Source organism: Conexibacter sp. SYSU D00693 (genome assembly GCF_017084525.1).
GTDB lineage: Bacteria > Actinomycetota > Thermoleophilia > Solirubrobacterales > Solirubrobacteraceae > Baekduia.
On record NZ_CP070950.1, the window covers coordinates 1,552,310 to 1,568,839 of the forward strand.

Here is a 16,530-nt window from a genome sequence, read left to right on the forward strand (position 1 = left end):
ATCTACGGTGCCGTAGGTCTGTAGGCTCCGGCCATGGCCCGAGAGCACTACGACGTCCGCGGCAAGGTCGTCCTCGTCACCGGCGCGGCCCGCGGCATCGGCGCCGCCGTCGCCGAGCGCCTCCACGGCAAGGGCGCCCAGGTCTCCCTCGTGGGCCTCGAGCCCGAGCGCCTCGAGCAGCGCGCCGCCGCCCTCGGCGACCGCGCCGCCTGGTTCGAGGCCGACGTCACCGACCAGGACGCCCTCGACGCCGCCGTCGCCGGCACCGTCGAGCGCTTCGGCGGCATCGACGTCCTCGTCGCCAACGCCGGCCTCTCGTTCATCGGCACCGTCGAGACCCAGCCGGTCGAGCAGTGGATCCGCACGATCGAGGTCAACCTCCTCGGCGTCTACCGCACGAACCGCGCCGCCGTCCGCCACGTCCGCGAGCGCCGCGGCTACGTCCTCAACGTCGCGTCGCTCTCGGCCGTCGCCCACGCGCCGATGATGAGCGCCTACACCGCCTCGAAGGCCGGCTGCGAGGCGATGACCGACGCGCTGCGCGTCGAGCTCGCCCCGAGCGGCACGAAGGTCGGCTGCGCGTACTTCGGCTTCATCGACACCGACCTCGTCCGCGGCGCCTACGAGCACCCCGCGACCCAGGCGGTCAACAAGGTGCAGCCCGGGTTCATGAAGCGCCCGATCCCGCTCTCGAAGGCCGTCGACGCCATCGACCGCGGCATCGCCCGCCGCGCCAACCGCCTGTGGGCGCCGTCGTTCGTCGGCCCCGCCATCAAGGTCCGCGGCCTGCTCCAGCCGCTCGTCGAGCTCGGCGCGCTGCGCGAGCGCGGTGCCCTCGAGGACGCCATGCGCCTCGCGGACCCTGCGAACGCGGGCGGGGCCCCGCCGGTCGACCCGAAGCTCGGGGTGGCGATCCAGGAGGGCGCCGCCGCGGGCGACAAGGGGTCGGCGCGCGAGCTGGTCTAGGGCGCCGCGCCCTCCAGCAGCGCCCGCTGCTCCTCGGCCAGCCGCCCGTCCACGATCGCCTGGCGCAGCCGGGCCATCAGCCGTGACACGAACGCGAGGTTGTGGACGGTGATGAGCCGCATGCCCGTGAGCTCGCGGGACTTGAGGAGGTAGCGCAGGTAGCCGCGGGTGTGGCCGGCGGCGCAGGTCGGGCACGGGCAGCCCTCGAAGACGGGGCGGTCGTCGTCGGCGTACTTCGCGGCGGTGAGGTCGAAGCGCCAGCGGCGCTCGGGGTCGGGGACGAGCGCCATGCCGTGGCGGCCCAGGCGCGTCGGCATCGCGCAGTCGAAGGTGTCGATGCCCAGGCCGACGCCGACGACGAGGTCGTCGACGTCGCCGATGCCGAGGAGGTGGCGCGGGCGCGGGTCCTCGCCGAGCTCGCGGGTGGCCCAGCCGGTGACCTCGTAGATCTGCGGCTTGTCGGCGCCGAGGGAGCCGCCGATGGCGATGCCGGTGCAGCGCGAGGCGGCGATGGCCTGGGTGGACTCCACGCGCAGGTCCTCGAAGACGCCGCCCTGGACGATGCCGTAGACGAGCTGGTGCTCGGGGCCGTGGGCGTCGTGCCAGTCCAGGCAGCGGTCCAGCCAGCGGTGCGTGCGCTCCGTCGAGCGCGCGGTGTAGTCGCGCGGCACGTTGAACGGCGTGCACTCGTCGAACACGAGGGCCAGGTCGGAGCCCAGCGCCGCCTGGACCTCCATGGAGGTCTCGGGCGCGAGGAACTTCGAGGAGCCGTCGAGGTAGGAGCGGAACGTCACGCCGTCCTCGGAGATGTCCAGGACCTTGCCGTGGCGCTCGGCCCCGTGGGAGGCGCGGCCCTTGACCTCGTCGGCGACCGTGCCGTAGCCCATCGAGAAGACCTGGAAGCCGCCGGAGTCGGTGATGATCGGCCCCTCCCACCCCATGAACCGGTGCAGGCCGCCGAAGTGCGCGATGCGCGCGTGGCCGGGGTCGAGGAAGAGGTGGAACGTGTTGCCCAGGACGATGTCGAACCCGAGGTCGCGGACCTCCTGCGGCACGAGGCCGCGGACCGTCGCCTTCGTCGCCAGCGGGACGAACCCGGGCGTGCGGACCTCGCCGTGGGCAGTGCGCAGGACCCCGGCCCGCGCCTGCGAGCCGGGGTCGCGCTTCAGGATCTCGAGGGGCGCCACGCGCCGGACCCTAGGGCCCGGCGCCCGGACTACGCCGCCTCGCGGCTCTCGCCCTCGATGGCCGCGACGCCGTTGCCGTTGCCGTTGGCGCCGTGGCCGACGGTGATGGCGACCCGGCGCGGCTTGCGCGCCTTGGGCTTGGGGATGCGGACCTCGAGGACCCCGCGGTCGAACGTGGCCGAGATGGCGTCGGCGTCGACGCCCTCCGGGAGCGTCAGCGATCGCGAGAAGCGCCCCGTCGCGCGCTCGACGCGCACGTAGCCCTCGCGCCGGTCCTCGTGCTCGGCCTGGCGCTCGCCCGAGAGCGTGAGCACCCGGTCCTCGACCTCGAGGGACACGTCGCCCTCGCTCATCCCGGGCAGGTCCGCCCGCAGGACGAGGTGGTCGGCCGTCTCCACGAGGTCCATCGCCGGGACCCACCGGCGGGCGCCGCCGCCGTCGCCGTTCCCGGTGGCGGGCGGGTCGAAGAAGGTGTTGAACAGCCGGTTCATCTCCTGCTGCAGCGAGTTGAGCTCGCGCGCCGGCTCCCAACGGACAAGTGCCATGTCGTGCCTCCTGTCGAGGGGTGATGAGACTGTGACCTACGCCCCGACAGCGTAGCAGATCTCAGTCCGGTGCTGTCACGTCTGTTGGACCGCGAGGATGCGGTCCCACAGCGCGCCGAGCTGGTCCTGCTCCTCGGGCGTGAGCGCGGCGAGGAACCGCTCGCGGACGCCGGCGAGGTGGGTGGCGCGGGCCTCGGCGACGAGCGCCGCGCCGTCCGGCGTGAGCCGGGCGAAGGCCCCGCGGGCGTCGTCGGCGCACGACTCGCGCACCAGCAGGCCGTCGCGCTCCAGGCGGTCCACCAAGCGGGTGAGCCCGCTGCGCGAGAGCAGCGCGGAGGCCGCGAGGTCGGACATGCGCATCTTCTGGCCCTCGGCGTGGCTGAGGACCATGAGCACCTCGTAGGAGGTCAGCGGCAGGCCGTGGCGCGCCTCGAGCTCGGCGTCGAAGGCCTTGCTGAGCGTGGCGTGGACGCGGAGCAGGCCCTTCCAGGCGCGCAGCTCGCGGTCGGAGAGGCCGCCGGCGGAGGCGGGTTTCGCGGAGGTGGCCATGGGCAGCTGACGGGCAGGGCGTCGGGGACGACGGTAGCAACGGGATCGGCGTCGGGGCGCTGGTGGTTGTGTGTGCAACCACGTGATATGGTTGCTCGTGCAACTACTTCTCCTCCCTCGCCGACCTCTGGAGGTCCGACCCCATGGCGAAGCTCGCCGTCGTCTACTACTCGTCCACCGGCCACGTCCACAAGATGGCCCAGGCCCTCGCCGCGGGCGCCGAGAGCGCCGGCGCCGAGGTGCGCCTGCGCCGCGTCGCCGAGCTGGCGCCCGAGGAGGTCATCCGCTCCCAGAACGCCTGGCACGAGCACTACGTGGCCACGAAGGACACCGTCCAGGAGGCGACCCTCGACGACCTCGAGTGGGCCGACGGCTTCGCCCTCGGCAGCCCCACCCGCTACGGGCTCCCCGCCTCGCAGCTCAAGCAGTTCATGGACACGACCGGCCCGATCTGGGCGCAGGGCAAGCTCGCCAACAAGGTCGCCACGAGCTTCACGAGCGCGATGAACCGCCATGGCGGCCAGGAGTCGACGATCCTCGCGATCAACAACGTGCTCTACCACTGGGGCGCGATCATCGTCCCGCCCGGCTACACCGACCCGCTGCTCTACGCCTCGGGCGGCAACCCGTACGGCACGTCGCTCGTCACGGGCCAGGAGGGCCACCAGGAGCTGCCCGCCGAGATCACCGAGTCGCTGCGCTACCAGGGCCAGCGCCTTGCGCAGTACGCCGAGAAGCTGGTGAGGTCCTAGCCATGGCGCTCGAGGGCCTGCACCACGTCACGGCGATCACCGCGGACGCGCCGCGCAACGTCGACTTCCACGTGCGGGTCCTCGGCCTGCGCCTGGTGAAGAAGACGGTGAACTTCGACGCGCCGGACGTCTACCACCTCTACTACGGCGACGAGCTCGGCCGGCCGGGCTCGATCATGACGTACTTCGAGTTCCCGGACGCGGCGCCGGGACGCCCCGGCGACGGGATGGTCCACACCGTCCAGTGGCGGGTCGCCTCCGACGCGTCCGTGGACTTCTGGGAGGCCCGCCTGCGCGACCACGGCGTCGCCGCGTCGCGGGCCGATGGCGCGCTGCGCTTCGCCGACCCCGACGGCCTGGCCTACGAGCTCGTCGCCGCCGGCGACCTGCCCGACGCGCCCCTGGCCGCCGACGCGCCCGACGTCCCCGAGGAGCACCGCATCCTCGGGTTCCACGGCGTGCGCGCCTACGCCGGCCGCCCCGAGGCCAGCGCCCCGCTGCTCGAGGCGCTCGGCTTCACCGGCGCGGGCAGCGCCTGGGAGGTCCGCGGCGTCGCCCGCGGCGCGGTCCTGGCCTACGAGCCGCCCCCGGCGGCCCGCGGCCTGCAGGGCGCGGGCACGGTCCACCACGTCGCGTGGTCGGCCGCCGACGACGACGAGCTCGTCGCGGTCCGCCAGGCGGCGGTGGCGGCCGGCGCGCACCCCACGGGCCTCGTCGACCGCCAGTACTTCCACTCGGTGTACTTCCGCGAGCCCAGCGGCGTGCTCTTCGAGCTGGCCAGCCGCGACATCGGCTTCGACGCCGACGAGCCGGCCGAGACGCTCGGGCAGGCGCTCAAGCTCCCGCCCCAGCACGAGCACCTCCGTCCCCTGCTCGAGCAGCGCCTGACGCCGCTGCCCGATCCCCGCGCGGAGCAGCGGGCGTGAGCGGCCCCGCGGTCCAGGCCCATCCGCTCGTCGTCCTCGAGCGCGAGGTCCCCGCGGCCCAGGGCACCATGGTGCTCCTGCACGGCCGCGGGGCCGACGAGCACGACCTCCACGGGCTCTTCGACGTCCTCGACCCCGAGCAGCGCCTGCGCGGGATCACCGTCGGGGCCCCGCTGCGCCTGCCGCCGGGCGGCAAGCACTGGTACGTCGTCCCGCGCGTCGGCTTCCCCGACGGGCCGACCTTCCACCACTCCTACGGCGAGCTCCAGCGGCTCCTCGACCATGAGCTGGGCCTCGAATGGTCGACGACGATCGTCGGCGGCTTCTCGCAGGGGACGGTCATGTCCTACGCGCTCGGGCTGGGCGAGGGCCGTCCCGCCCCCGCCGGGATCCTCGCCTTCAGCGGCTTCATCCCGACCGTCGAAGGCTGGACGCCGGACCTGGCGAGCCGTGCCGGGCTCCCGGTCTTCCTGGCCCACGGCTCCATGGACCCGGTGATCTCCGTGGAGTTCGCCCACCAGGCGCGCGAGCTCCTGGAGGCCGGCGGCGCCGCCGTCGAGGTCCATGAGACCCCGATGCCGCACACGATCGACCCGCGGGTGCTTCCGGATGCGCAGGCGTTCGTGAGACGATTGGTGCGGTGAGCGACGGACCCAAGCGGCAGGCACGGGGCCTCGAGCGGCGCGCGAGCATCCTCCAGGCCACCCTCCGGATCGTCGGCCGCGACGGGATCACCGCGGTCACGCACCGCTCCGTCGCCGACGAGGCGGGCGTCCCGTTCGCCTCCGTCGGCTACTACTTCGCCTCGAAGGAGGACCTCCTGCGCGAGGCCCTCGAGGCCTTCGTCGACGAGGAGGTCGCGCGCCTCCAGGCCGTGGCGGACGCCCTCCAGGGCGCCGGAGAGCTCACGGCCTCCCAGCTCGTCGACGGCTTCGACGCGGTCCTGAGCGGCGTCGAGAGCCGTGCGCAGTTCGAGATCTACCTCGAGGCGGCGCGCGAGCCTGAGCTCCAGCAGGTCGCCGACCGCTGCTTCCGCGCCTACGAGGACATCGCCCGCGCGGCGCTGCTGGCCGCCGGGGCCAGCGAGGAGGACGTCGAGACCGCGGCCCCGGCCGTCGTGGCCCTCACCGACGGGCTGGCCGTGCGCCACCTCGCCGCCCCCGGCACGCTGGACCGCAACGCCCTGCGCCAGGCGTTCCTGCTCATCCTGCGCGCGGTCAACCCCGCGGTCGCGGCCTAGGCGTCGGGCATCCGCCGCCGGAGCTCGGGCTCCGTGCGGTCCCACGCCGTCACGACCGCGGCGCCCAGGTCGGCCAGCCGCGCCGCGCTCGCGCCGTCGCGCCCCTCGGCCTCCAGCACCGCGCAGGCCTGCGCCAGCGCCGCGGCGCCGATGGCCAGGCAGCCCCCCTTGAGCCGGTGGGAAGCGCTCGCCGCCGCAGGCCCGTCGCCGGCCGCGACCGCCGTGCGGACGAGGTCGACCTGCTCGGGCGTCGAGCGCAGGAACGTGCCGACGATCTCCGCGGCCGCCGCCGCGTCGAAGTCGCCGACCAGCGCGGTCAGCCGCGCCTCGTCGATCGTCACCTCGACGTCGCCGGGCGCCCAGCGCTCGAGCAGCGCGGCCAGCCGGTCCGCCGCCAGCGGCTTGACGACGAAGTCGTCCATGCCCGCCTCGCGCGCCCGGGTGCGCTCCTCGTCGTCGGCGTGGCCCGTGAGCGCGACGACCGGCACGTGGCTGCCGTCGCCGTAGCCCGCCTCGCGCCGGCGCAGCTGTGCCGTGGCGGCGAAGCCGTCGAGGCCCGGCATCTCGCAGTCCATGAGGACGAGGTCGACGGGCTCGTCCTCCAGGAGGGCGAGCGCCTCCTCCCCGCCCCGCGCGCCGAGGCAGCGATGGCCGAGCCGGGCCACCAGGCGTTCGAGCACGACGCGGTTGACGTCGTGGTCGTCCACGACCAGCACGAGCGCGCCCACGGCGGGGGACGCTAGCGGCCTTCGAGCAGCAGCGACTGACCGGTCATGGCCTCGGGCTGCGCGATGCCCAGCAGCTCGAGCACCGTCGGCGCCACGTCGGCGAGCGCGCCGCCCTCGCGCAGCGCGACGTCCAGCGGCGGATCGGCCACCACGACGAGGGGCACGGGGTTGAGGGAGTGCGCCGTGTCGGGCGAGCCGTCCTCCTCCAGCATCTCGTCGGCGTTGCCGTGGTCGGCCGTCACCAGCAGCGCGCCGCCGGAGGCCAGGACCGCCTCGACGACCTGGCCCAGGCAGGCGTCGACCGTCTCGCAGGCCCGCACCGCCGCCTCGATCACGCCGGTGTGGCCGACCATGTCGGGGTTGGCGAAGTTGATGATCCCGAACCGCGGCTGGTCCTCCGTCCACGCCCCCACGAAGGCCGCGGCCGCCTCGCGAGCGCTCATCTCCGGCTTGTGGTCGTAGGTCGGGACGTCGCGCGGCGAGGGGACGAGCTCGCGACGCTCGCCGGGCTCGGGCTCCTCCTCGCCACCACCGAAGAAGAACGTGACGTGCGGGTACTTCTCGGTCTCCGCGACGTGCAGCTGCCTGCCGCCCTGCTGGGCGATGACGTGCGGGAGCGTGACCTCGGGGCGCGCGGGAGGGAACGCGATCGGCTCGGCCTGGCCCTCGACGTACTCGGTGAGCGTCACGTACGAGGCGACCTCGGGCGCGAGCTTCGCCGTGAGCTGGCGCATGCGGTCGGGGCGGAAGTTGAAGGCGATGACGGAGTCCTGCGGGCGCACGAGCGCCTCGCGGTCGCCGACGACGGTGGGCTCGATGAACTCGTCCCCGCGCGGGTCGCGCGCGTAGGCGGCGCGCACCGCCTCGGCCGCCGTCGCGCAGGTGAACGCCGCCTCGCCCCGCTGGAGGAGGTCCAGCGCGCGCTGCGTGCGCTCCCAGCGCTGGTCGCGGTCCATGGCGAAGTAGCGGCCGACGACCGTCCCGATCCGCCCCGCCCCCGACTCGTGCATCCAGCCCTCGACCTCGGGCAGGTAGCGCTCGGCGCCGGTCGGCGAGGTGTCGCGCCCGTCGGTGAAGGCGTGCAGGACGAGGTCCCGGACCCCGAGCTCGGCGGCCATGCCGATGAGGCCCTTGAGGTGCTCCCAGCCGGAGTGCACGCCCCCGTCGGAGACCAGCCCGACGAGGTGGACGCGGTCGAAGCCCTCCATCGCGGCGCGCAGCACGGCGTTCTCGGCGAGCGCGCCCGTGGCGACGGCCTCGTCGATGCGGGTGAGGTCCTGCTTGACCACCGCGCCGGCGCCGAGGTTCAGGTGCCCGACCTCGCTGTTGCCCATCTGCCCCTCGGGCAGCCCGACGGCCGGGCCGTGCGCGGTCAGCTGGGTGTGCGGGTGGCGCGCCCACAGGTCGTCGAAGACCGGCGTGCTCGCGAGGTCCACCGCGTTGCCCGGGCCGGGCGGCGCGAGGCCGAACCCGTCCAGGACGACGAGGCAGACCGCGGGGAACGCGTCCGGGCGCGCCACCGTCGCTCAGCCCTTCGCGGCGTTGACGAGCGCCTCGAACTGCTCGACGTCGAGCGACGCACCCCCGACGAGGGCGCCGTCGACGTCCGGCAGGCCCAGCAGCTCCGCGGCGTTGTCGGGCTTGACCGAGCCGCCGTAGAGCACGCGGCCGCGGTCGGCCTCCTCCTTGGAGCGCTGGCCGACGAGCGCGCGCACGAACGCGCACGCCTCCTGGGCCTGCTCCGGGGTGGCGACCTGGCCCGTGCCGATGGCCCAGATCGGCTCGTAGGCGATCACGACGTCGCCGAGCCGCTCCGTCGGGACCTTCTCGAGGCCCTCGTCGACCTGGTGGCGCAGCCGGCGCTCCGTGTCGCCCGCCTCGCGCTCCTCCTCGGTCTCGCCGACGCAGAGGATGACCTGCAGGCCGGCGTCCAGCGCGGCCGGGACCTTCAGCTGCAGCGCCTTGTCGGTCTCGCCGAAGAGCTGGCGGCGCTCGGAGTGGCCGAGGACGACGCCGTGGACGTCGAGCTCGGTGAGCATCGGCGCGCTGACCTCGCCGGTGAAGGCGCCCTGCGCCTCGTGGTGCATGTTCTGCGCGTAGACCTCGATGCGCGAGCCGCGCGTCGAGTCGACGACCGCCTGCAGCGCCGTGAACGGCGTGCAGAGGGCGACGTCGCAGTGGTCGGCGTCGTAGATGCGCGGCAGCAGGCCCTGGACGAAGGCCTCGGCCTCCGCCACGGTCTTGTGCATCTTCCAGTTGCCGGCGATGAACGGCTGGCGGGCCATCAGCTCAGGACCTCCACGCCGGGGAGGGTCTTGCCCTCGATGAGCTCCAGCGACGCGCCGCCGCCGGTCGACAGGTGGGTCACGCCGTCCTCCAGGCCGAACTGCTTCAGGGCCGCGGCGCTGTCCCCGCCGCCGACCACGGTGGTGCCGGGGGCGGCCGCGACGGCCTCCGCGACGCCCTTGGTGCCCGCCGCGAACGGGGCGAGCTCGAAGGCCCCCATGGGGCCGTTCCAGAACACGGTGCCCGCCGAGCCGATCGCCTCGGCGTAGGCCGCCACGGTCCTCGGGCCCACGTCGAGGCCCATCAGCCCCTCGGGCACGTCGACGCCGTCGAGCGCGGTCACCGGCGTCGACGCGTCGAACGCCTCGCCGCAGACGAGGTCCACCGGCAGCCTGAGCTTGTCGGCGGCGGCGTCGAGCACGCGGCGGGCGGGGTCCAGGCCCTCCTCCTCGCACAGCGACGCCCCGACCTCATGGCCCTGGGCCTTGAAGAACGGGAAGCACATGGCGCCCCCGACCAGGACGGTGTCCGCGCGGTCGAGGAACGCCTCGAGGACGCCGAGCTTGTCGGTGACCTTCGCGCCGCCGACGATGGCGACCATCGGCCGCTGCGGCGCCTCGAGGATGCCGGTGAGCGTCTCGACCTCGCGCTGGAGCAGGAGCCCGGCGGCGCTCGGCAGGAGCTTGGCGACGGCGTGCGTCGAGCTGTGCGCGCGGTGCGCGGCGCCGAACGCGTCGTCGACGTAGACGTCGCCGAGCCGCGCGTAGCGCGCGGCGAGCGCCTCGTCGTCCTTCGTCTCGCCGTCGAAGAACCGGACGTTCTCGACCATCACGACGGCGGCCTGGGAGGTCGGCTCGGGCTCGTCGACGAGCGCGACCTCCTCACCCAGCAGCTCGCCCAGGCGGGCGGCGACGGGCGCGAGTGACAGGGCGGGGTCCTTGCCCTTGGGGCGGCCGAGGTGGGCCAGCAGCGTCAGCTGCGCGGCCCCGCGCCGCCGAAGCTCCTCGAGCGTCGGCAGCGCGGCACGGATCCGCTGGTCGTCCGTGATCGCGCCGTCGCTGAGCGGGACGTTGAAGTCCACGCGCGCGACGACGCGCTTGCCTGCGAGGTCCCCGAGGTCGTCGAGGGTGCGCAACTACAGGACCTTCTGGACCAGGTCGACCACGCGGTTCGAGTAGCCCCACTCGTTGTCGTACCAGGAGACGACCTTCACGAGGGTGCCGTCGAGGACCGCGGTGAGCTCGCCGTCGACGATCGAGCTGAACGGGTCGGTGACGATGTCCGAGGAGACGATCGGGTCCTCGGTGTACTTGAGGATCCCGGCGAGGTCGCCCTGGTCGGCCTTGGAGCGGAAGGCCTCGTTGACCTCCTCGACGCTGGTCTCGCGCTCGGCCTCGAAGGTGAGGTCGACGACCGAGCCGGTCGGGACCGGGGCGCGGACCGCGAAGCCGTGGAGCTTGCCGTTGAGCTCGGGCAGGACCAGGCCGACGGCCTTGGCGGCGCCGGTCGAGGTCGGGACGAGGTTCACGGCCGCGGCGCGAGCACGGCGCAGGTCGGAGTGGGGCGCGTCCTGCAGGCGCTGGTCGGCCGTGTAGGCGTGGATCGTCGTCATCAGGCCGTGCTTGATGCCGACCGCGTCGTTGACGACCTTGGCGAACGGCGCGAGGCAGTTCGTCGTGCACGACGCGTTGGAGATGACGTGGTGGGCGTCCTTGTCGTACTGGTCGAAGTTGACCCCGAGCACGACGGTGATGTCCTCGCCCTTGGCGGGCGCCGAGATGACGACCTTCTTGGCGCCGGCGTCCAGGTGCTTGGCCGCGTCGTCGCGCTTGGTGAAGAAGCCGGTGGACTCGATGACCACGTCGACGCCCAGGTCGCCCCACGGCAGCGCGCCCGGGTCGCGCTCGGCGAGGACCTTGATCTCGTCGTCGCCGACCCGCAGGCCGTCGCCCGTGACCTCGACCTCGCGGTCCAGGGGACCGAGGATCGAGTCGTACTTCAGGAGGTGCGCGAGCGTCTTGGCGTCGGTGAGGTCGTTCACCGCCACCCAGTCGATGTCGGCGTCCTTCGCGAGCGCCGCACGCAGCACGTTGCGGCCGATGCGGCCGAAGCCGTTGATCCCAACGCGGACGGGCATGGTCAGAGTCCCTTCGTCGTCTTCAGGGTGAGAGAGGAGGCGGTTGCGGACCCTATCTAGTGGCCCCCGGAGACGACCTCGACCCTCAGGCCGTCCGGGTCGCGCAGGTAGGCCGCGTAGTAGCGCGCCCCGTACTGCGGCCGCGGGCCGGGCGGACCGTCGTCGCTGCCGCCGTGCTCGAGCCCCGCGGCGTGCGCCGCCTCGACCGCCGCCCGCCCCGCCGCGCTGATGGCGACGTGGCCGAACGAGGGAGCCGGCGGCGTGCCCCGCTGGACGATCCAGAAGCGCGCCTCGTGGCGGCCGTAGGCGATGGCGTGCTCGCCGCTGTGGACGCGGCGGATCCCCAGGCGGGCGAAGACGGCGTCGTAGAAGGCGGCGGAGCGGGCGAGGTCGGAGACCTCGAGGCCGACGTGGTCCAGCACGGCGCCGGATCCTGTCAGCCGGGGCGGCGGGGGTGGTGGCGTCGGGGTGGCGTTCCGTCCTGGCGTCCGCGGGAGGCGGTGCGGGCGCCGGTCGGCACAGAGGAGGGAAGGCCGGTCGGTCGCCGGGCCTGCGAGCTGTGCCCGGGTCTGCGCTTCGGACCCGAAGTGTCGACATCGCCGAGTTGTTGGTCGTCGTGACCTTCAACTCCGCATCATCGGACCGGCGCACGCCCCGAGCCGAACACCAGACCGGCCGCCCCGCCCGAAGGCCCTCAGCCCACCCGCCCCACGCGACGCTCCGCGTCGCGGTGCTCGACCTCGACGACGAGGTCGTCGCGGCCGCGGTAGCGCTCGGCGAGGTGCTCGACGATCGTCACGCTGCGGTGGCGGCCGCCGGTGCAGCCGATCGCGACGAGCAAGTGCGCCTTGCCCTCCTGCTCGTAGCGGGGCAGGAGGAAGTCCAGCAGCGGCTCGAGCAGGGCGTAGAACGCGTCGAGCTCGCCGTCGCGCCCCACGTAGTCGACGACGCGCTGGTCCAGCCCCGTGAGCGGCCGGAGGTCGGCGACGTAGTGCGGGTTGGGCAGGAAGCGCACGTCGAGGACGAGGTCGGCGTCGCGCGGTGGGCCGTGCTTGAAGCCGAAGGACTGGAAGGTCGTGACCAGCGGGCCGGCCTGGCGGCGCGGCAGCAGCTCGTCGGCGATGCGCCGGCGCAGGTGCGAGGTCTTGAGGCCGCTCGTGTCGATGACGACGTCGGCCCGGGCGCGCAGCGGCGCGAGGAGCTCCTGCTCGGCGGCGATGCCGGTGACGATCGACGACCCGGGCGCCAGCGGATGGCGGCGGCGGGTCTCCTTGTAGCGGTCCAGCAGCGTCGTCTCGTCGGCGTCGAGGAAGAGCAGCTCGTGCGGGACCTTGGCCTCCTCGAGCTCGACGAGGACCTCCTCGAGGTGCCCGAACAGCTCGCCGCCGCGCACGTCGGAGACCACCGCGGCGCGCTCGACCTTCGAGCCCGAGTGCAGGAAGAGCTCGACGAGCGAGCGGATCATCTCCGGCGGGAGGTTGTCGACGCAGAAGTAGCCGGCGTCCTCGAAGACGTTCATCGCCGTCGACTTGCCGGCGCCGGAGAACCCGGTGATGACGACGAGGTCCTCGAGGGCGGCCACGTGCTCTGCAGTCTGCCGCAGCTAGCGGCCGGACTTGTGCAGGAAGTCGTGAAGGCGACGCGCCGTCTTGCCGGGGAGCCCGGGGACGGACTCGAGCTCCTCGCGCGAGGCGGCGAGCACCCGATCGGGCGAGCCGAAGTGGTTGAGCAGCGCGCGGCGGCGGGTCGGGCCGATGCCGGGGAGGTCGTCGAGGATCGACGTGGTCATCGCCTTGTCGCGCCGCTGGCGGTGGTGGGTGATCGCGAAGCGGTGGGCCTCGTCGCGCACGCGCTGCAGCAGCTGGAGCGCCGGCGTGTCGTGGCCGAGGACGACGGGCGCGGGCCGCCCCGGGAGGAAGACCTCCTCGATGCGCTTGGCCAGCGAGACGACGGCCACGCCGCGGTCGAGGAAGCCCTGGAGCGCCGCGACGCCCTGCGACAGCTGGCCCTTGCCGCCGTCGATGACGACGAGGCTCGGCAGCGTGGCGAAGGACTCGTTGCGGTCCGGGTCGTGGGGCGAGAGGTCCTGCTGGCGCTCCCACTGGGCGAAGCGGCGCGACAGCACCTCGGACATCGCCGCGAAGTCGTCGGGCACGCCCTCCTCGAGGCTGCGGATGGTGAAGCGCCGGTAGTCGGACTTCTTCGGCGCGCCGCCCTCGAAGACGACCATCGACGCGACGGTGTGCGTCCCCATGAGGTTGGAGATGTCGAAGCACTCGATGCGCAGGGGCAGCGTCTCGAGCCCCAGCGCCTCCTGCAGGTCGTCGAGCGCCTCGACGCGCTGCTGGCGTCGGCGCTCGGCCTTGAGCTTCTCCTGGTCGAGCGCGAGCTGGGCGTTGCGCTCGGCGAGCTCGAGGATGCGGCGCTTGTCGCCGCGCTCGGCGGCGCGCACCTCGACGCGCCGGCCACGCTGCGTGGACAGGGCCTCGGCGAGGACGTCGAGGTCCTCGACCTCGGACTGGACGACGACCTGCGGCGGGATGACCGTCGCCCCGGCGTAGTACTGGAGGATGAACTCGCGGGACACCTCCCCCAGCCCCTCCTCGGCGACGTTGTCGAGGTAGAAGGACTGGCGGTCGCTGAGCACGCCGTCGCGCAGCTGGAAGACCTGGGCGTTGGCCTCGGTGCCGCTCACCGCCACGGCCACGGCGTCGATCGTCCCGACAGCCTCGTTGGCCACGCGCTGGCGCTGCAGGAGCGACTTGACCGCGTTGAGGCGGTTGCGCTCGAGCGCGGCCTGCTCGTAGTCCTGGCGCTCGGCGGCCTCGCGCATCTTGGCCTCGATGTCGCGCTCGATCTCGCGGTAGCGACCGCTGAGGAAGGCGATGACGCCGTCGATGGCCTCGCGGTAGCCGGCCTGGTCGACGTGGCCCACGCAGGGCGCCCCGCAGCGCTTGATGTAGAAGTCCAGGCAGGGCGAGCCGGAGCGCCGGCCGGGCTCGACGCCCTGGCAGGAGCGGAACTGGAAGACCTTGCCGAGGACCTCGAGCGTGCCGCGCGTGCGCTTGGCGCTCGAGTAGGGCCCGAAGTACACGCGGCTCTTGCGATGGCGCTCGCGCGTGAAGTACACGCGCGGGAACGGCTCGTCCATCGAGATCGCGATGTACGGGTAGCTCTTGTCGTCGCGCAGCCGGATGTTGAACTTCGGCTGGTACTGCTTGATGAAGTTCTGCTCGACGAGGAGCGCCTCGGACTCGCTGGCGACGAGGAGGAACTCGACGGACTCGATCTCGTCGACCATCTCCGTGGCCCCGCGGGTGACCGGGTTGGAGAAGTGGCTGGCGACGCGCTTGCGGATCGACTTCGCCTTGCCGACGTAGATGACCTTGCCCTTGGCGTTGTGGAAGAGGTAGACGCCCGGCCCGTCGGGCAGGGTGCGGCGCTGTTCGAGCAGCCGCGAGCGACGACCTTCTGAGACGGGCGCACCGGACACCTCCAGCGAGGATACGAACGCCCCCAGCGGGTACCGCGTCGGGACCGATGGACCGTCCCGACGCCGACCGCATCCGCTCCGTCGCCCGCGAGCGGTTCGGCTTCGACGAGCTGCGCCCGGGACAGCTCGAGGCGGTGGCGTCCGTGCTCGACGGGCGCGACACGCTCGCGATCATGGCCACCGGGTCGGGCAAGTCGGCGATCTACCAGATCGCCGGGGCGCTCATCGACGGCCCGACGGTCGTCGTCTCGCCGCTCATCGCCCTGCAGCGCGACCAGGTCGAGTCCGCCGAGGAGACCGACAGCGGCGGTGCCGTCGAGCTCAACTCGACGCTGTCGGACGGCGCGCGCGACGCGGTGTTCGAGGCGCTGGAGGCCGGCGAGGTCGAGCACGTGCTGCTGGCGCCCGAGCAGCTGGCCCGCGAGGACACGCGCGAGCGCCTGGCGCGCGCGAAGCCGTCGCTCTTCGTCGTCGACGAGGCGCACTGCGTCTCGCAGTGGGGCCACGACTTCCGCCCGGACTACCTGCAGCTCCCGGCGGCGATCGACGCGGTCGGCCGACCCACGGTCCTGGCGCTCACCGCGACCGCGGCGCCGCCGGTTCGCGCCGAGGTCGTCGAGGCGCTGGGGATGCAGGACGCCGCGGTGGTCGTCCGCGGGTTCGACCGGCCGAACATCTGGCTCGGCGTCCACCGCTTCCACGACGACGAGGACAAGCGCCGCGCGCTGCTGGACCGCGCGGTCGAGCTGGCCGAGGACGGCGCGCTGCCGGGCATCGTCTACGTCGCCACCCAGAAGGACACCGAGCGGGTCGCAGAGGCGCTGGGCGAGCGCGGCGTGCGGGCGGCGGCCTACCACGGCGGGTTGGGCGCCAAGCGCCGAGAGGCGGCGCAGGAGGCGTTCATGGCCGACGACGGCGAGGTCGACGTGATGGTCGCGACGATCGCCTTCGGCATGGGCGTCGACAAGCCCGACGTGCGCTTCGTCCTGCACCTCGACGTCTCGGAGTCCGTCGACGCGTACTTCCAGGAGCTCGGGCGCGCGGGCCGCGACGGGGAGCCGTCGCGGGCGGAGCTCTTCTACCGCCCGGAGGACCTCGGCCGGCGGCGGTTCTTCGCCAGCGGCAAGGTCGACCGCGCGGCGATGGAGCGCGTGGCGACGGTGCTGCGCGCCCATCGCGACCCGGTCGACCCCAACGAGCTGCGTGAGGAGCTCGACGTGTCGCGCTCGAAGCTCGCGACGGTCGTGCACCGGCTCGAGGACGCGGGCGTGGCGGAGGTCCGGCCCGACGGCGAGGTCCAGGCCGTCCGGGGCGCCGACCTCGACGAGGGGCTCGAGGAGGCGGCGCAGGCCGAGGAGGACCGCGAGACCTTCGACCGCTCGCGCGTGGAGATGATGCGCGGGTACGCCGAGCACGACGGCTGCCGGCGCGCGTTCCTGCTCGGGTACTTCGGGGAGGACTACGACCCGCCCTGTGACGCGTGCGACGTCTGCGACGCCGGTGGCGGCGCCGAGGAGGCGTCGTCCTCGGCCTGGTCGACGGGCGACCGCGTCGAGCACCCCGAGTGGGGCGCGGGCACCGTCCAGCAGGCGGCCGACGGCAAGCTCACCGTGGTCTTCGACCGCGTGGGCTACAAGACGCTCATGGAGGAGGTCGTCACCCGCAACGACCTCCTCGACGACGCGTGACGGGTGCCTGGCACCCGCCACGCGCCCGAGTGG

17 protein-coding genes are annotated in these 16,530 nt (G+C 73.5%); 6 read left to right on the top strand and 11 right to left on the bottom strand.

Annotated elements, in window-relative coordinates:
- Positions 1 to 33: 33 nt before the first annotated feature.
- Positions 34 to 966, top strand: a complete 933-nt coding sequence (locus JUB12_RS07820; protein ID WP_205699055.1) for a short-chain dehydrogenase/reductase — start codon at positions 34 to 36, stop codon at positions 964 to 966.
- Here the strand turns inward: JUB12_RS07820 and tgt are convergent.
- The 3 genes from tgt to JUB12_RS07835 form a co-directional block, all read right to left on the bottom strand.
- Positions 963 to 2,153, bottom strand: coding sequence for a tRNA guanosine(34) transglycosylase Tgt (gene tgt / locus JUB12_RS07825; protein ID WP_205699056.1), 1,191 nt, complete (start codon positions 2,151 to 2,153; stop codon positions 963 to 965). The genes JUB12_RS07820 and tgt overlap by 4 nt on opposite strands.
- Before the next feature lie 29 nt (positions 2,154 to 2,182).
- Positions 2,183 to 2,698: an Hsp20/alpha crystallin family protein gene (locus JUB12_RS07830; protein ID WP_205699057.1), complete on the bottom strand. Its 516-nt coding sequence runs from the start codon at positions 2,696 to 2,698 to the stop codon at positions 2,183 to 2,185.
- A 75-nt stretch (positions 2,699 to 2,773) separates the two neighbouring features.
- Positions 2,774 to 3,247 carry a MarR family winged helix-turn-helix transcriptional regulator gene (locus tag JUB12_RS07835; RefSeq protein WP_205699058.1) on the bottom strand — a complete coding sequence of 158 codons (474 nt, stop codon included), beginning with the start codon at positions 3,245 to 3,247 and terminating at the stop codon, positions 2,774 to 2,776.
- A 143-nt stretch (positions 3,248 to 3,390) separates the two neighbouring features.
- Here JUB12_RS07835 and wrbA point away from each other — a divergent pair, with 143 nt between their 5' ends.
- The 4 genes from wrbA to JUB12_RS07855 are packed head-to-tail and all read left to right on the top strand — an operon-like array spanning position 3,391 to position 6,165.
- Positions 3,391 to 3,999 carry an NAD(P)H:quinone oxidoreductase gene (gene wrbA / locus JUB12_RS07840; protein ID WP_205699059.1) on the top strand — a complete coding sequence of 203 codons (609 nt, stop codon included), beginning with the start codon at positions 3,391 to 3,393 and terminating at the stop codon, positions 3,997 to 3,999.
- A 2-nt stretch (positions 4,000 to 4,001) separates the two neighbouring features.
- A complete protein-coding gene (locus JUB12_RS07845) occupies positions 4,002 to 4,925 on the top strand; it encodes a VOC family protein (RefSeq protein WP_205699060.1) in 924 nt (307 codons plus the stop codon).
- Positions 4,922 to 5,569: a phospholipase gene (locus JUB12_RS07850; RefSeq protein ID WP_241004458.1), complete on the top strand. Its 648-nt coding sequence runs from the start codon at positions 4,922 to 4,924 to the stop codon at positions 5,567 to 5,569. Before JUB12_RS07845 ends, JUB12_RS07850 begins: the two co-directional genes overlap by 4 nt.
- A complete protein-coding gene (locus JUB12_RS07855; protein ID WP_205699061.1) occupies positions 5,566 to 6,165 on the top strand; it encodes a TetR/AcrR family transcriptional regulator in 600 nt (199 codons plus the stop codon). The genes JUB12_RS07850 and JUB12_RS07855 overlap by 4 nt, the downstream gene beginning before the upstream one ends.
- Here the strand turns inward: JUB12_RS07855 and JUB12_RS07860 are convergent.
- The 8 genes from JUB12_RS07860 to uvrC all read right to left on the bottom strand — a co-directional run bounded on the left by JUB12_RS07860 (position 6,162) and on the right by uvrC (position 14,809).
- On the bottom strand, positions 6,162 to 6,893 hold the full coding sequence (locus tag JUB12_RS07860) for a response regulator (RefSeq protein ID WP_205699062.1): 732 nt from the start codon (positions 6,891 to 6,893) through the stop codon (positions 6,162 to 6,164). The two genes, JUB12_RS07855 and JUB12_RS07860, sit on opposite strands and share 4 nt — an antisense overlap.
- 11 nt (positions 6,894 to 6,904) lie before the next feature.
- On the bottom strand, positions 6,905 to 8,413 hold the full coding sequence (gene gpmI, locus JUB12_RS07865) for a 2,3-bisphosphoglycerate-independent phosphoglycerate mutase (protein WP_205699063.1): 1,509 nt from the start codon (positions 8,411 to 8,413) through the stop codon (positions 6,905 to 6,907).
- A 6-nt stretch (positions 8,414 to 8,419) separates the two neighbouring features.
- The gene (gene tpiA / locus JUB12_RS07870; protein WP_205699064.1) at positions 8,420 to 9,178 is read right to left on the bottom strand and encodes a triose-phosphate isomerase; all 759 of its coding nucleotides are present in this window, start codon (positions 9,176 to 9,178) and stop codon (positions 8,420 to 8,422) included.
- Positions 9,178 to 10,314 carry a phosphoglycerate kinase gene (pgk, locus tag JUB12_RS07875; protein ID WP_205699065.1) on the bottom strand — a complete coding sequence of 379 codons (1,137 nt, stop codon included), beginning with the start codon at positions 10,312 to 10,314 and terminating at the stop codon, positions 9,178 to 9,180. Before pgk ends, tpiA begins: the two co-directional genes overlap by 1 nt.
- On the bottom strand, positions 10,315 to 11,316 hold the full coding sequence (gene gap / locus JUB12_RS07880; RefSeq protein ID WP_205699066.1) for a type I glyceraldehyde-3-phosphate dehydrogenase: 1,002 nt from the start codon (positions 11,314 to 11,316) through the stop codon (positions 10,315 to 10,317).
- Positions 11,317 to 11,372: 56 nt separating this feature from the next.
- Complete coding sequence (locus JUB12_RS07885) at positions 11,373 to 11,738, bottom strand: VOC family protein (RefSeq protein WP_205699067.1); 366 nt, start codon at positions 11,736 to 11,738, stop codon at positions 11,373 to 11,375.
- Between the two features lie 272 nt (positions 11,739 to 12,010).
- The gene (gene rapZ, locus JUB12_RS07890; RefSeq protein WP_241004459.1) at positions 12,011 to 12,898 is read right to left on the bottom strand and encodes an RNase adapter RapZ; all 888 of its coding nucleotides are present in this window, start codon (positions 12,896 to 12,898) and stop codon (positions 12,011 to 12,013) included.
- A 21-nt stretch (positions 12,899 to 12,919) separates the two neighbouring features.
- Positions 12,920 to 14,809: an excinuclease ABC subunit UvrC gene (uvrC, locus tag JUB12_RS07895; protein ID WP_205699068.1), complete on the bottom strand. Its 1,890-nt coding sequence runs from the start codon at positions 14,807 to 14,809 to the stop codon at positions 12,920 to 12,922.
- 47 nt (positions 14,810 to 14,856) lie between these two features.
- Here uvrC and JUB12_RS07900 point away from each other — a divergent pair, with 47 nt between their 5' ends.
- Positions 14,857 to 16,497, top strand: a complete 1,641-nt coding sequence (locus JUB12_RS07900) for an ATP-dependent DNA helicase RecQ (protein ID WP_205699069.1) — start codon at positions 14,857 to 14,859, stop codon at positions 16,495 to 16,497.
- The last annotated feature ends 33 nt before the right edge of the window (positions 16,498 to 16,530 follow it).